This window comes from uncultured Romboutsia sp. (genome assembly GCF_958366745.1).
GTDB lineage: Bacteria > Bacillota > Clostridia > Peptostreptococcales > Peptostreptococcaceae > Romboutsia > Romboutsia timonensis.
This window is the reverse complement of record NZ_CATXCO010000037.1, coordinates 1-14,908: the sequence shown is the minus strand read 5'-3', so window position 1 is coordinate 14,908 and position 14,908 is coordinate 1. Positions and strand designations below refer to the sequence as shown.

Here is a 14,908-nt window from a genome sequence, read left to right as displayed (position 1 = left end):
AGCTGCTACAGAGTTACTTGTACTAGCTTGTGTACTTATGTGTACTTCCATATTAGGTATTGTCTTTTTAACTATTGAAAATACTCCAGCATCACTTACTATAACAGCATCTACACCTATTTCTTGAAGTTGTAAAAGGTATGGAGGAAGTTGTTCAAGTTCTTCACTTCTAGGTATTATATTTATAGTAACAAAAACTTGTTTTCCTAAGTTATGTGCAAACTCTACTCCTTCTTTCATTTCTTCTATAGTAAAGTTTTTCGCAGCAGATCTCATACCAAATATTTCTCCACCTATATATACAGCATCTGCTCCATAAGTAAAGGCTATCTTTAATCTTTCTAAATCACCTGCTGGTGCTAATAATTCTATCTTTTTCATTTTGTCTCCTTTATCTACCTATACTTTTATAATAAGTTATATTACCCAATTATAGTGCATATAAAACCTTTTTATTATATCATTAGTTTTTTAATCCTTCAATACTTTTAGGTTGGTAAGATAGTTTATAGTATTAATTTTGTATAGTTTAATATTTTTATAAGTATTAGTATATTATAAAAGGTAGTATTATCTATCTATTTTAATAATACTACCTTTTTATAACTTAAATTAGCCAATTATTTTAGTAATAAAAACAAAAATCTGCTTCTACACAGAATTGATTTCTACTTAAAAGACCACCGTAAGATATAGTTATATAATTCATTTGTGAATCTAAAATTTTATTTATTATTATTTTATAACCATCTACATCGTATAAGTTATCATTAGCATTAGGTTCATCAAGTTCAAGGTCTATTTTTGCCTCTGATGTCATAGTTATACCTCTTGTAAGTATTCTTATACATTGTTTATCGCTATTTTCTAATAATTTATCTAGTTCTCTTTTAGCTTCATTAGTTATTAATATACTCATTTCCATTTGCATCTTCTCCTAATGTTTAATTTCTTTTTTTATAATATCATTTTTAATAAAAAATAGGTAGAGTTATATCCACCTATTTTAAAAATTATTTTATATATTATTTTCATCTTCTACAAAATTTGGTTTTAATTTTGGAAATCCATATAATTTTTGTGTTCTTATAAGTATTATAAATATACTAAGAAGTAATATACCTTTTAATATACTAGATATACTTATACTCCACCATACTCCATTAAGACCTAATATGCTAGGATTTGATATTAAATATGCAAGAGGAATTCTACTTCCAGTTAAAATTATACTAACTAATGACGGGATTAAAGTTTTTCCAAGCCCTCTAAATGCTCCTGCTATTACTATTTCTATACACATAAATAACTGAGAGTATCCTAATATTTTAAGGTAATCTGCTCCTTTTAATATTGCTTCGCTTTCATTTATAAATATGCTAAATATGTATTTTCCTAAAAATACTAAAAGAATTGTATTTATAGTTCCCATAATTATAGCTATTAAAAGGGTTATTTTACATCCACGTTGAATTCTATCATAATCTTTTGAACCATAATTTTGACCAACAAAGCTAGATAGTGCTGCTGCTATACCCTCTGCACTCATCCATGATATAGATTCTATTTGAGACCCTACCTTTTGAACTGCTACGGCTACTGGTCCAAATGATGCAACTACTACGCCTAGTGTCATAGAAAATAGTGTAAATAATCCACTTTGTAATGCTACTGGTATACCTAAATTATACAATATTTTATAATAATTTAATTTTATATCTTTAAATGGGATAATCTTAAAATATATTTCTTTACTTTTTATTATCTTTAACATAAAACAACTTGTTACAACTATCTGTGCAACCACTGTTGCAATTGCAGCACCTGCTACACCCATACTTGGTATTTTACCTAATCCAAGTATTAAAATTGGATCTAGCACTATATTTGTTAATAACCCTATAGTATTTATTAAAAATGGAGTTTTACTATTTCCCATACCATTGAATATAGCAGTAAATACTGGATTTATAAAATAAAATATCATCCCAAAAGCTACTATTACTAAATACTCTTTTGACATAGATATTACATTTTCATCACCTAATCTAAAAAATCCAATCAATTGGTCTTTAAACATTATAAGGAATATAGTATATAAAATAGAAAGAATTATGTTTATTTCTATTGCTGATTTTATATATAATTTTGTCTCATCTACATCATGTTGACCCATACTCTGAGCTACTTTTACTTCTGCACCTACTTTTGAAATTGTAATAAACGCCATAGCAAGCCAAGTGAAAAATCCTGCAGTCCCTACTGCTGCTACTGAACTACTTCCAGCTTTTCCAACCCATATCATATCAATCATATTATACGCCATTTGTATAAATGAAGTTGCCATAATAGGAAGTGATAGCTTTACTAATTTTTCTGTTATTTTTCCTTGTGTTAAATCAATTCTACCTTTCATAATTTCACCTCTTATTATATTTATAAATATCTATATAATTGATTCTTATATTCTATAAAATATCTTAATATATATTCTTAAATGTATATGTATTTAGATTACTTTAAAAGCGCAGAAAGTAGCCATATAAGTAATATATCTTTCGTATTCATTCCTATCGACTCTTAATGTCTTTTTCTATTTTAATTTTAACAAATAATAATACTAATTTAAATAAAAAGAGCCTATCAATCAATTTAAATAAACCCTTTGCTACTTAATATATTTTACCTTATCTATATAAAAATAAAACCTTAAGAATTATATCTTAAGATTTTATTATATTTAAATTTATTTTTTAGGATTTTTTACTCTTACGAAATACTTTGTATGAAGTAGTTCATGAGCTTTATGACTCATTGGATAATCTAGGTATTTATCATATATAGCTTGAACATAAGGGTTTTCATTTGATACTCTAAGTGCTAATGAACTATCTATATTATTTAATCCCTCTGCTCTTTGTTTTAGTGTTTCAACCCTCTTTTTAGCTTTAGGTTGTCCACCTCCACCTACGCATCCACCAGTACATGCCATTATTTCTATAGCGTGATAGAATTCTTCTCCAGCTCTTATTTTATCTAGCATTTTTGCAGCTTCTCTAAGACCATGAGCAACACCTATTCTAAGTTTAAGTCCATTAACTTCTACATCACAACTTCTAAATCCATCAAATCCTCTAAGTTCATGGAATTCTACTTTTTCTAGTTTTTGTCCTGTCATTTTTTCAACAGCCATTCTAGTTGCAGCTTCTATAACTCCACCAGTTCTACCAAAGATTATACCTCCACCAGTATATTCTCCCATTATTGAATCTATTTCTTCATCTTCTATTTCATTTAAGTTTATTCCTGAATCTTCAAATATTTTTATAAGTTCTCTAGTTGTTATAACATAGTCTACATCGTAGTTCATACCTCTTGAGAACTCTGGTCTAGATGCTTCATATTTCTTAGCAATACAAGGCATTATAGCAACAGATATAAGTCTATCTCTTGGTATACCCTTATCTTTTGCCCATAAGTCTTTTGCAACAGTTGCAAATATTTGCATAGGTGATTTTACTGATGATGGAACATCTAGCATATCAGCGTAGTTTTGTTCTATAAATTTAACCCATGCAGGACAACATGAAGTAAGTATTGGAAGCTTAACATCTTTATCTCCTGCTATATGTTTTTCTAATCTATATTGGAATTCTGTTGCTTCTTCCATTATAGTTAAATCTGCCGCCCATGTAGTATCAAATACATAATCTACACCTAATTTTCTAAGTCCTGCAGCTATTTTTTTCTCAACATTTGTACCTGGTTCAAATCCAAATGCTTCACCTATAGCAACCCTTACAGCTGGAGCCATTTGAGTTATAACTAATTTATTTGGTGTTGCTAAATCTCTTAAGAATTTAAATGTATTATCTCCTGCAGTTATAGCATTTACTGGACATGCTGATACACAAGCACCACAGTGTGTACATCTAGTATAATCTATGTAATGTTGTTCTTTACGTTCTCCATCTATACAATCTACAGGACAGGCTCTCTTACAAGCACCACATCCTATACATCTATCTGTAATTGTAAGTTTTGTAAGGTGGTTACATTGTGAAGTTTTACATATGTTTTCGTCTATATGTTCTTCTATTTCCTCATAGAAGTTTTCAATAATTTCTTGTATTATATTATGTTCTTGGTTTAGTTTGTCTTTTATTTCCCCTGATAATCTTCTTAATAGGTATACATCACGCATATTAGACCTTCCCTTACTTATACGATCTAATACTCTCCATATTCTATATACTTCTTCTTTAACTTCTGAGTACTTTTTATATATTTCGCTTTTGTTGCTATCTTCAATTCTACCTATTAAATAATCTACATAGAAAGTTGCATATTGAACTATACAATCGTCTTCAGATAGTATTATAATATTTCTACTGCTGTTTTTATCAAATAAATCAAAATCTAAAACTTTGTCTAAACTATCTTCAGTTAAAAATCCTCCAAATGGAATTCCAAGTTGCGCTGCTTTAAATTTCTTTTTGTCTAATATTCCCCCACAAATATCAATTATATCATTAAGCGTTGCATTTTCAGGCACTTCTATTATTCCTGGTTCATTTATTTTACCAGACACTGCAACCTTTCTTTTACCTTCTTCTGTTATTTGATTTAGTTCCTCTTCCCCAAAAACAGAAAATACAGATCCTCTAGAACTCTGTATAAGTGTAGTTTTTTTATCAGCCATCTCTTTAACTCCTTATTTGTAATTTTTGTCCCTTTTGTAAGTTTAATATTTAAAATATCATTTGTTATTTTATTAACTATAATTTTATCATATTTTAATATATATACATACATTATTTTGGACAAATTTCAAAAAAATAATAAGCCATATAGGCTCATTATTTTAAGTACTTATATAATTATTATATTTTTCTTTATTAGTTACTTAAAATATTAATCTTAAATTTTATCTACAAGCATAAGTATTTCCATCTACGACTTGAACCGCTTGTAAAGTAGGTGGGTTACCTATTATATATATAGTGTATATCTTATCTGGATTTAATGTTACTTTAAGTGGTAATACAACACTTTTATCAGTATTTAATACAACATTTACATTATATGTTCCAGGATTTAAATCTACATAATCAGTTCCTTCTCCAAAAGATATGTCTTCAAATAATGTATCACCATCAACTAATATATCTACACCTGGTGCATTTGGTGATAAATGTATTACTCTTACTGAGCTATAGTTTTGAGAAGGTGATTTTGATACTTTATCAGGTATAACTAATAAACCTAAGTTATCTAAATTTCCAGTAGCTGCTATAGTAAATATTTGTTGTGATGGCACATCAACCATTTGATTTATAACTGGTCTATCCTTTTGTCCAGCTAAATACACAGATACATTATATTCACCTTCATCTAAATATACGTATCTAGTAAAATCGCCAAATGCTAAATTACTAAAAACCATTTGATCATTAACATACACATCAACATTTGGTGCTTGAGGTGCAGCATGAAAAACTCTTACTAAGGAACTATTATTTTTTATTTCAAAGCAATCCATATTATATCCCCCTGTTTACACATTTAAACACGTTATATAGTATGTTACTTTTATTTATTTGGTTCCTTTATATTTTAATTATTAAAATTCCATAGGTATTAATTTATCTTCACTATATCTTGCTATAGCGTATAAAGCATCAGATAATCTATTTATATATTTTATAAGCATTGGGTTTACTTCTTCTATTTTACTAAGAGATATTATAATTCTTTCAGCTCTTCTACATATTGTTCTTGCTATATGTAAGTGGGCTGATGCTAAGGATGTACCTGGTATTATAAATGAATCTATTCCTTTAGCCTCACCCATATACTTATCTATTATATTTTCTAAATTTTTAATATCATTATCAGTTACTACTTTGTTTAGTTTCTCTGTATTTTTAGTTGCTAACTCTGATCCGATATAAAATAAATCTCTTTGGATATTAAATAATACTTTTTTCTCATCTTCATTTATATAGTGCATACATAAACCTATGTATGAATTTAACTCATCTATTGTTCCATATGATTCAACTCTTATACTATCTTTGTCAACTCGTGTCCCATCGTATAATGATGTTTGACCTTTATCACCTGTTTTTGTATATATTTTCATGTTTTCACCTCCTTATGTATATTAATACCCATTATTTAATTATTAATCAAATTTTTAAGTATACTTTTTAACTTAATGGAAATAATTATGATATCATTTCACATTATCATCATGAATTATTTTTCCCACTATATTAAAAGGCATGTAGCTTTGTTTAATTAAGGAGATATTATATGAAAAACAACTTAAACTACTTAAAAAATAATTTGAACTTATGTGGTTATACTTTACTTAGAGTAACAAATAATAAAATTCTTATATTTAAATCTTTTTATAAATATACTAAGTGTATATATATATCCTGTATAGATAACCATATAGAAGTTAAAATAGATAAAGTATTTGATACTGCAGTTTATCCTGAATATATTGAAAGATTGATGGTTACAAAGAAAATATTTGATAATATTTCTGATTCTTTAAAGTATATTCAAAGAAGTATATTTGTATAGTTAAGCTAAATTTATTTAGCTATTTTATATTTATAGTACTTTTTTTATATTACTTATATGTTTATTATCTAATATAGACTATCAATTCAATTTTATAATAATATTTGGCTATGTTTTAATATAATGTTGAAATTATATAATTTTTGAATAATAAAAAAATCAAGAGCTGTATTTACTTATTCATAAAACTCTTGATTTAGTTCGCATTATATTAAAATTGCGAAAATATATAATATTCAATAAAACAGTACTTTCATTTATTAAACATTAAAATATAGTATTTGTTTGATAATCCATCTTTTAATATTTCTTAATTTTACATTAAGAATATTTAACTATAAAACTCTTTTTAGTCACATAAAACTTCTTTAATAAAACTACAGTTAAAATTGAATAATTTATCATTAATCCAATATATACACTATTTAGTCCACCATTTAGCATACACGCTAATATATATATTAAGAATGTAGATAAAATTGAAATTATAGATGAATATACAAATACAACCTTTTCTTCACCTAAAGCTTGCATACTAAATTTTAGTATACAGCTAGGTATATTCATAATATTTGCAGTAATTATAATAAGCATATACTTAGATGAATTACTAATTAAATCTGTATTATTAGTTATAATCATTGGTATTTGATTTTTAAATATTAATATCACTATGCATATAACTAAATAAAATCCTATCGCTCTAAAAACACAACTTTTAGCTCCGATGTCCTCACTTATTATATTTAGTGATGCATGAGAGTAAGCATACATCGGCATTAACGCTATATTTATTATACTGAAAAGTAGGTTATATATAGAAACTTCTAACATACCCATTTGAGATAATATATAGTTCATCATAAATACAACTATCGTAGACTCTACAAACTCTTGCAATATCATAGGAGAAGATACCTTTAAAATTTCTTTTGCATTTTTTAATAGACTGATTTTAGTCTTACTAATCAATTTATATTTTTTTATTATAATAATATAAAATACTATGCCCAGTATTAATGACAAAACTGAACCAATAGCATTTCCTACTATACCTAATTTAGGAAATCCAAACTTACCAAATATAAGTATATAATCAAATAATACATTTGATACACACGAGATTATATTTCCATACAGTATATATTTTGTTTTATTCATTATTTTAAAATATGATGATATATTAAATAAGACTAGATTTATACCTAATGATAAACTAAATATATGAAGATATAAAGTTGCATCTTTTAATGTATCCCCATTAATTTTGAAGTAATTCTGTAAAATGTATTCTCCCCTGAAAATACATAATCCAAAGAAAATACACCCTATAATTACACTTGCAACGATACTAAAAAATAAACTATTATTTAAATCTGTATTATCATCTCTTCCTTTTGCTTTTGAACCTAATATATTAAATCCTATAGAAATAGCACCTAATACACCTGTTATGCTATATATATTACTTCCAATTATCCCAACTGAAGCAAATCCTTCTAAGTAAGTTCTACCAACCATAGCTTGGTCACATAAATTTATAATCGTAGAAGAAATACTATTTAACATCAGCGGAATTGCTAATTTATTTGTTTTCATAATTAATCACCCTTCTTTTTTTATTATTAAAAAAGAAGGGATAAATCAAGCAGATACAAAAGACCACCTCCAAAATTAAGTATAATTAACATTATCAATAAATCACTATATATAGTATCACGAGTATCTTTATTTCGCATTATATAACAATTGCGAAGTTAAATATATTGTATCATTTTCAACACTAGTTTAAAACATAGCCTAATATTTAAATTTTATAATTTCACTTCTTTACATATTTTTATTTTAAGCTTTCTATTTTATTACTCTATAAAAATTCTCTTTTTATTAGTATCTCCTATATATAAATAATTAAATACATTGACAAATAATCTATAGATGGTTATTATTGTATTAAGTACTTAATACAATAATAAGGAGGGATATATGTCTTTTGAATTTGATAATAATAAACCTATATATCTTCAACTAGTAGATATAATCAAACTTAAGATAATATCTAAAGAGCTAAAACCAGGTTCTAAGTTAAGTTCTGTAAGAGATATGGCTCAAGAATTTGGTGTAAATCCTAATACTATGCAACGGGCATTATCTGAACTTGAAAGAGAAAATCTTTTATACAGCCAAAGAACAAGTGGAAGGTTTGTAACTGATAATGAAGATAATATAAATCAACTACGTGAAGAAGTCGCTAAGGTTGAAATATTATCTCTATACAATATACTTACTAAACTTGGTTACAAAAAAGAAGAACTAATAGAATTAGTTATAAATAATTTAAAGGAGATGAGTTAATGGACAATATCGTTGAAATTAAAAATGTATATAAAAGTTACTCAAAAAAAGAAGTTATAAGTAATATGAATTTAAATATTCCTAAAGGAAAGATTGTAGGACTTTTAGGTCCTAATGGAAGTGGTAAAAGTACTTTAATAAAGCTTATAAATGGGTTACTTCAACCTAATAGTGGTGATGTGCTGATAGATGGTATAAAGCCTTCTATAGAAACTAAGCGTATAGTATCATATTTACCAGAGCGAACTTATCTTAATGATTGGATGAAGGTTTCTGATATTTTAAACTTTTTCAATGATTTTTATGATGATTTTGATATAGATAAAGCTATGGATATGGTAAAAAGTTTTAATATAGATATTAATGAAAAGCTTAAGACTATGTCTAAAGGAACTAAGGAAAAAGTTCAATTAATACTTGTTATGTCAAGACATGCAAAGCTTTATATACTAGATGAGCCTATTGGTGGTGTTGACCCTGCTGCTAGAACTTATATCCTTAAAACTATTATTACAAATTATTGTGAAGATAGTACATTATTAATAGCTACTCACTTAATAAGTGAAATAGAAAATATATGTGATGATGTAATTTTTATATCTAATGGTAATATTGTTTTACAAGGTAATGTAGATGAAATTAGAGAAGAAAAAGGAAAGTCTATAGATGCTTTATTTAGGGAGGAATTTAAATGTTAGGTAAGTTATTAAAATATGAATTAAAAGCTACTTCAAGAGTATTTATACCTCTTTATATAGCAATACTTGTTGTCTCTATAGTAAATGGATTATCATTAAACTTAGAAATATTAAATATTCAAGGTTTAGCAACTATTGTACTTATGTGTTTATTTATTTCATTATTTGTTATTACTATAGTTGTTACTATACAAAGATTTAATAAAAACTTACTTAAAGATGAAGGTTACTTAATGTTTACCCTTCCTGTAAGTTCTAAGTATCTTGTTTTATCAAAATATTTAACTTCATTAATATGGACATTTTTAAGTTTTATTGTAGCATTATTATCATTTACTATAATATTTACGATAGCAACTTATGGGGATTTTAATTATAGTTACTTTATAAATGAATTTAATTTATTGTTTTCAAATATATCAAATATACTTGGTACTACTATATTATCTGAATTTTTTAAGATAGTATTATTAATTATTATTAGTTATACTATTTTTATATTTAATGTATACTTATCTCTTTCAATTGGTCAGTTGCCAATATTTAATAGATTTAGAAATGTATCTTCATTTATAGGATTTTTAGTTATTAACTTACTTATATCTTATGTTCAAAATATAGTTGATAATGCTTTTGTAAATATTGAAGCTATTGATAATGTTAATTATTCAATTGATAGCATATCATCTATTGTTTCTAAAGGTCTTAATGTAGCAATAATAATTAATATAATTATAATACTGGTATTATTCTTTGCAACAAGTTATATTTTAAATAAAAAATTAAATTTAGAATAATAAAAAAGGATTATAGCTTTGATAAGTTATAATCCTTTTTAATGTAAAATCTTGTATTCTTAAATCATCTTAATAATCTTCAATATATTTAGTAAAATAACTAGCACAACAAATTAGATTAATATATAAGTATTATATTCTAGCTCATAAATAAATCTATTATATCATCTTTAGATAAATTCTTTAGCGTAGAGCTATTATCTAAGTTTCCATTAATAACATCTTCTATAAGCTCTTTTTTAGTTTCTTGTAAGTTTATTACTCTTTCTTCTGCTGTACCTTTTGCTATAAGCTTTATTACATTAACTACATTTTTTTGACCAATTCTATGAGCTCTATCACTTGCTTGATCTTCAACAGCTGGATTCCACCATGGGTCAAAATGAACTACTATGTTTGCACTTGTTAAGTTTAAACCTGTTCCTCCAGCTTTTAAAGATATTAAGAATGCTTTATTATTATTCGTATTAAATTCTTCTACTAGCTTTACTCTATCCTTTGCACTAGTTTTACCATCTAAATAGCTATACGATATATTTTCTTCATTTAATCTTTTACCTATAACTTCTAGTACTTTTGTAAATTGAGAGAATACTAATATTTTCTAATCACTTGAATCATTTATAATGTTAATTAAAACATCTAACTTAGAGTTTTTACCTTGGTAGTTTTTAACCATAAGTTCTGGTGATAAACATAGTTGTCTTAATTTTGTTAAATATGAAAATACAGTTATATTGTCTTGATTATTTTCTTTTATTTTTCTAGTTATAAGGTTTACATATCCTTTATATGCTCTTTTGTGTTCTTTTTCTAAGTCTATTATAATTTTTTGCTCTATTTTATCTGGTAATTCTGTTATAACTTCTTTTTTAGTTCTTCTTAATATAAACGGTTTTATAAGATTTTTAAGCTCTATAATATTTTTATCGTTATTTACAAATATACTTTTAAACTTTGATTTATTATATAAGTATCCTGGCATTATAAAATCAAATATTGACCAAAGTTCCATTAAGTTATTTTCTATAGGTGTTCCAGTTAATGCAAATCTAACTTTAGCATTTACATTTTTTATAGCTTTTGTAATAATCGCATCTGGATTTTTAATGTTTTGGGCTTCATCTATAATACAATAATCAAAGTTTATATTTTTATATTTATCTATATCATTTTTATAAGTTGTATAAGTAGTTAGTATAACATCGTAGTTATCTATATTATCTAATATCTTTCCTCTTTCACTTTTTGCTGCATGTAAAAGTCCAACTTTTAATGTTGGAGCAAATTTTTCTAATTCATTTTTCCAATTGTATATAAGGGCTGTTGGTGTTATTACTATGCTTTTTTTATCTTTATTAGATAGTAAAAAAGCTATTGTTTGTATAGTTTTACCTAGACCCATTTCATCAGCTAGTATTCCTCCAAACTGATAATCTGATAAAGTTTTAAAGAACTCAAATCCACTTACTTGATAATCTCTAAGAGTTGCATTTAAATCTTTTGGAATTTCATAATTTTTACTTTTAACTTTATCAAATTTCTTAATTACATTAGATACATATTTACTACCATTTACAAAGCTTAAGTCTTCATCTTCTATAAGCTTTTCTAAGTATATAGCTTTGTTATTTGGTATTTTCATATTATCAAAGTCATTGTATATATTTAATATATCTATTAATTTAAATGCTTGTTCTAAGTCATTATCTTTTAAGTCTAAATAAGCTCCATTTTTCATTCTATACAATCTATTATTATTTTTATATGAGCTAAATAGTTCTCTATATTCATTTGAATCTACTCCCTCTATATTTAGCTTCATACTCATGTATCCATTTCTTGATTGAGATATATCCAGAGTTATATTAGGAGTTATAGTTATATTTTCATCTATATATTCATCATTAGTTTCTTTATTTAAATTCTCTAATCCATTTAATACCGTAGCTACTATATGACTACATATTTGAGGTTTAGTATTTGATAGTAAACTGTGACAATCACAACTCATATTTGATATTACTCTTGTTTTTGTGTTTATACTTATTATTGCTGTGTAGTAGTTTCTATGATTTTCATCTATTACAGTTGCATAAAAAGTTATATTATCACCATCTACTTTTGAATAATCATTTATAACTAAATTTCTTTTAAAGAAAGAAAATCCTGTATTAAATTTATTTTTATCTATATGAGATCTTATTATTTCTTCTATTAAATTTGAGTACATTTTTAATGTCCTTTCATTTTTAGCGTTAATCTCTATTATACTCATAATTTTAATATTTAGATAGATATAAAATTATAAAACTTATTTTATTAGGTTTTAAAGTTAAATTATATGATATTTTAAATAAGATTAATAAATTTAAATAAATAAAAACACTTATAGATAAAAGGTTTACTTTTAAATATAAGTGTTTTATTAATATTAGTTAGATGACTTAACTAACATTCCTGCAATTTTTTTACCTAACTCTAAACACTCTGTGCAATCATCTTCCAATGCTTCGCGTATTATAAGACCATCAAATATTACATCACAACCATACTCTTCCATTCTGCTCATCCAGTCTCTCATCCATTCACCATCGCCCCAATCGTAAGAGCCAAACAGTACTGCTTTTTTCCCTGATACCTTACTTGATATACTTTCTATAAATGGTTCAAATTCACTTTCTTCTAGCATTTCTGCTCCCATAGCTGGGCACCCTAATATTATTATGTCTTCATCATTAAATATATCTGAATTAGCATGAGATACGTCTATTACTTGAGCTTCTACTCCATTTTCTTTTATACCTTGTGCTATTAAATTTGCCATTTTTTCAGTGTTACCTGACCCTGACCAATATACTATTTTCATTCCTTTTCCTCCATATTATTTAATATATTTATCAATTAATTGATAATAATTATCACTATCGTTAATTAAATAATATATTATTTTTTTATCTATGTCAACTAAAATATATAAAAAATTCGCTTCGCTTGAGCGACGTGTCGGCGAAACATTTCATGTCGCCAACGACTTCGTCCGTTGCTTGAGCCACTGCGTGGGCGAAGCATTTCAAAATCTTTTTTACGCTCAAAACTAGTTGATTGATATTACTTACATTCAGAAGTTATCCACATTTTTTTAAGTATTATAATATCCTTAAGCGTAAAAAAGGCTAGAGATAAGTTTTATACAAAATCTTATTTCTAGCCTTTTTATTTTATATTAACTATTTAACCATAGCGTTATATTCTTCTTCGTTCTTAGGAACTGTTATTTCTTTATTCTTTAACTTTGTAATTGTTTCTTCAACTAAATCTAATATTTCTTGAGAAACTAAGTTTTTAGTAGTGTCAGGTACCCCTACTGCATTTTCTTCTAATCCATAAGTTGTAGTTGTTCCACCTTCGAATGTTCCATTTACATATGATTTAACTGTTTCAAATACACCTGCATCAACTCTTTTTATAGCTGAAGTTAATACATTTTCTGGTGCTAAATCACTTTGGTCTCTATCAACACCTATTGCATATTTACCATTTTCCTTAGCTGCTTCTATAGCACCTGTTCCAACGTCTCCACCGCAAGTGAATACTATGTCTGCACCGTTTGAGTACATTTGGTTAGCTATAGCTTTACCTTTTGCTTGATCTGTAAATGAGTTTGCATATTGAGATTGAACTTTAGCATCTGGGTTAGCTGCTTTTACTCCTGCCATAAATCCATATTTAAAAGTATCTATAACTGGTAATTCCATACCACCTATAAATCCTACGTTATTTGTTTTAGTAGTTTTACCTGCTATTAAACCTGCTAAGTATGCTGATTCTTCAGCTTTAAATAATATACTCTTTACATTGCTAGCATCTTTTAATTCTTTATCAACTAATACAAAGTTTTGTTCTGGATATAATTCAGCACCTTCTTTTATTGCATCAGCTAATTTCATACCTACTCCAAGTATTAAGTCTACGTTTTCATCAACTAATGTTTCTATATTTGTTGCATAGTCTGAATCTTGCTTTGATTCTAAGTATTTAACTTCTATACCTAATTCTTTTTCAGCTCTTTGAAGTCCTTCCCATGCACTTTGGTTGAAACTTTGGTCGTTTACTCCTGCTACGTCAGTTATCATTGCTACAGTTATTTTATCATCTTTTGCACTTTCTTTACTTCCTGAGCATCCTACTAATAATGATGCTGATACTACTGTTGCCATTGCTAATGTTGCTAATTTTTTAAATGTCATCTTCTTAACCTCCACATATGATGTCTTCCAAAGTTAAAAGATATTTGCAATAAAAAATCCTTTTACCTAAAGAGATAAAAGGATAGTCGTTCATTTATACTTTAAACTATTCAAATATCTTTTTAGTCTCTCTGGACCAAATTAAAGTTTTTCTTATTTTTCTTATTATTACATTTTTTTGCAAAACTGTCAATATATTTTTAAATTTTTT

At 26.2% G+C, this 14,908-nt stretch carries 15 protein-coding genes; 4 read left to right on the top strand and 11 right to left on the bottom strand.

The window, feature by feature from the left end:
- The 6 genes from Q5F54_RS04530 to Q5F54_RS04505 form a co-directional block, all read right to left on the bottom strand.
- On the bottom strand, nt 1–381 hold a 381-nt coding region (locus Q5F54_RS04530), incomplete at its 3' end, for a peptidase U32 family protein (protein ID WP_302334026.1).
- Nucleotides 382–625: 244 nt separating this feature from the next.
- Nucleotides 626–925, bottom strand: a complete 300-nt coding sequence (locus Q5F54_RS04525; RefSeq protein ID WP_071120371.1) for a hypothetical protein — start codon at nt 923–925, stop codon at nt 626–628.
- Nucleotides 926–1,018: 93 nt separating this feature from the next.
- Nucleotides 1,019–2,416, bottom strand: coding sequence for an MATE family efflux transporter (locus tag Q5F54_RS04520; protein ID WP_302334025.1), 1,398 nt, complete (start codon nt 2,414–2,416; stop codon nt 1,019–1,021).
- 330 nt (nt 2,417–2,746) lie between these two features.
- Nucleotides 2,747–4,702: a [FeFe] hydrogenase, group A gene (locus tag Q5F54_RS04515; RefSeq protein ID WP_281537827.1), complete on the bottom strand. Its 1,956-nt coding sequence runs from the start codon at nt 4,700–4,702 to the stop codon at nt 2,747–2,749.
- Between the two features lie 225 nt (nt 4,703–4,927).
- The gene (locus Q5F54_RS04510; RefSeq protein ID WP_071120368.1) at nt 4,928–5,542 is read right to left on the bottom strand and encodes a DUF4397 domain-containing protein; all 615 of its coding nucleotides are present in this window, start codon (nt 5,540–5,542) and stop codon (nt 4,928–4,930) included.
- A gap of 81 nt (nt 5,543–5,623) precedes the next feature.
- Nucleotides 5,624–6,145 carry a cob(I)yrinic acid a,c-diamide adenosyltransferase gene (locus Q5F54_RS04505; RefSeq protein ID WP_071120367.1) on the bottom strand — a complete coding sequence of 174 codons (522 nt, stop codon included), beginning with the start codon at nt 6,143–6,145 and terminating at the stop codon, nt 5,624–5,626.
- 173 nt (nt 6,146–6,318) lie between these two features.
- Here Q5F54_RS04505 and Q5F54_RS04500 point away from each other — a divergent pair, with 173 nt between their 5' ends.
- Nucleotides 6,319–6,597, top strand: a complete 279-nt coding sequence (locus Q5F54_RS04500; protein ID WP_071120366.1) for a hypothetical protein — start codon at nt 6,319–6,321, stop codon at nt 6,595–6,597.
- A gap of 321 nt (nt 6,598–6,918) precedes the next feature.
- On the opposite strand, the gene Q5F54_RS04495 is transcribed toward Q5F54_RS04500, so the two are convergent.
- Nucleotides 6,919–8,196: an MATE family efflux transporter gene (locus tag Q5F54_RS04495; RefSeq protein ID WP_302334024.1), complete on the bottom strand. Its 1,278-nt coding sequence runs from the start codon at nt 8,194–8,196 to the stop codon at nt 6,919–6,921.
- Between the two features lie 387 nt (nt 8,197–8,583).
- Here Q5F54_RS04495 and Q5F54_RS04490 point away from each other — a divergent pair, with 387 nt between their 5' ends.
- From Q5F54_RS04490 to Q5F54_RS04480, 3 genes are read left to right on the top strand one after another with little or no spacing between them, the layout of a single operon-like run.
- Nucleotides 8,584–8,952 (top strand): GntR family transcriptional regulator, encoded by a 369-nt coding sequence (locus tag Q5F54_RS04490; protein WP_180703484.1) that lies wholly within the window; start codon nt 8,584–8,586, stop codon nt 8,950–8,952.
- Nucleotides 8,952–9,650, top strand: coding sequence for an ABC transporter ATP-binding protein (locus Q5F54_RS04485; protein ID WP_302334023.1), 699 nt, complete (start codon nt 8,952–8,954; stop codon nt 9,648–9,650). The genes Q5F54_RS04490 and Q5F54_RS04485 overlap by 1 nt, the downstream gene beginning before the upstream one ends.
- Nucleotides 9,644–10,447 carry an ABC transporter permease gene (locus Q5F54_RS04480; RefSeq protein ID WP_302334022.1) on the top strand — a complete coding sequence of 268 codons (804 nt, stop codon included), beginning with the start codon at nt 9,644–9,646 and terminating at the stop codon, nt 10,445–10,447. Before Q5F54_RS04485 ends, Q5F54_RS04480 begins: the two co-directional genes overlap by 7 nt.
- Nucleotides 10,448–10,586: 139 nt before the next feature.
- Here Q5F54_RS04480 and Q5F54_RS13130 read toward each other — a convergent pair whose 3' ends face one another.
- The 4 genes from Q5F54_RS13130 to Q5F54_RS04460 form a co-directional block, all read right to left on the bottom strand.
- On the bottom strand, nt 10,587–11,048 hold the full coding sequence (locus tag Q5F54_RS13130; protein ID WP_302334027.1) for a C-terminal helicase domain-containing protein: 462 nt from the start codon (nt 11,046–11,048) through the stop codon (nt 10,587–10,589).
- 3 nt (nt 11,049–11,051) lie between these two features.
- On the bottom strand, nt 11,052–12,680 hold the full coding sequence (locus Q5F54_RS04470; protein WP_302334021.1) for a DEAD/DEAH box helicase: 1,629 nt from the start codon (nt 12,678–12,680) through the stop codon (nt 11,052–11,054).
- A gap of 201 nt (nt 12,681–12,881) precedes the next feature.
- Nucleotides 12,882–13,316 carry a flavodoxin gene (locus Q5F54_RS04465; protein WP_071120357.1) on the bottom strand — a complete coding sequence of 145 codons (435 nt, stop codon included), beginning with the start codon at nt 13,314–13,316 and terminating at the stop codon, nt 12,882–12,884.
- 361 nt (nt 13,317–13,677) lie between these two features.
- On the bottom strand, nt 13,678–14,697 hold the full coding sequence (locus tag Q5F54_RS04460; protein ID WP_071120356.1) for a BMP family protein: 1,020 nt from the start codon (nt 14,695–14,697) through the stop codon (nt 13,678–13,680).
- Nucleotides 14,698–14,908: the final 211 nt, after the last annotated feature.

Coding starts and splice junctions, on each gene's coding strand:
- Q5F54_RS04525 (WP_071120371.1), bottom strand. CDS start 925: ATGGAAATGAGTATATTAATAACTAATGAAGCTAAAAGAGAACTAGAT.
- Q5F54_RS04520 (WP_302334025.1), bottom strand. CDS start 2,416: ATGAAAGGTAGAATTGATTTAACACAAGGAAAAATAACAGAAAAATTA.
- Q5F54_RS04515 (WP_281537827.1), bottom strand. CDS start 4,702: ATGGCTGATAAAAAAACTACACTTATACAGAGTTCTAGAGGATCTGTA.
- Q5F54_RS04510 (WP_071120368.1), bottom strand. CDS start 5,542: ATGGATTGCTTTGAAATAAAAAATAATAGTTCCTTAGTAAGAGTTTTT.
- Q5F54_RS04505 (WP_071120367.1), bottom strand. CDS start 6,145: ATGAAAATATATACAAAAACAGGTGATAAAGGTCAAACATCATTATAC.
- Q5F54_RS04500 (WP_071120366.1), top strand. CDS start 6,319: ATGAAAAACAACTTAAACTACTTAAAAAATAATTTGAACTTATGTGGT.
- Q5F54_RS04495 (WP_302334024.1), bottom strand. CDS start 8,196: ATGAAAACAAATAAATTAGCAATTCCGCTGATGTTAAATAGTATTTCT.
- Q5F54_RS04490 (WP_180703484.1), top strand. CDS start 8,584: ATGTCTTTTGAATTTGATAATAATAAACCTATATATCTTCAACTAGTA.
- Q5F54_RS04485 (WP_302334023.1), top strand. CDS start 8,952: ATGGACAATATCGTTGAAATTAAAAATGTATATAAAAGTTACTCAAAA.
- Q5F54_RS04480 (WP_302334022.1), top strand. CDS start 9,644: ATGTTAGGTAAGTTATTAAAATATGAATTAAAAGCTACTTCAAGAGTA.
- Q5F54_RS04470 (WP_302334021.1), bottom strand. CDS start 12,680: ATGTACTCAAATTTAATAGAAGAAATAATAAGATCTCATATAGATAAA.
- Q5F54_RS04465 (WP_071120357.1), bottom strand. CDS start 13,316: ATGAAAATAGTATATTGGTCAGGGTCAGGTAACACTGAAAAAATGGCA.
- Q5F54_RS04460 (WP_071120356.1), bottom strand. CDS start 14,697: ATGACATTTAAAAAATTAGCAACATTAGCAATGGCAACAGTAGTATCA.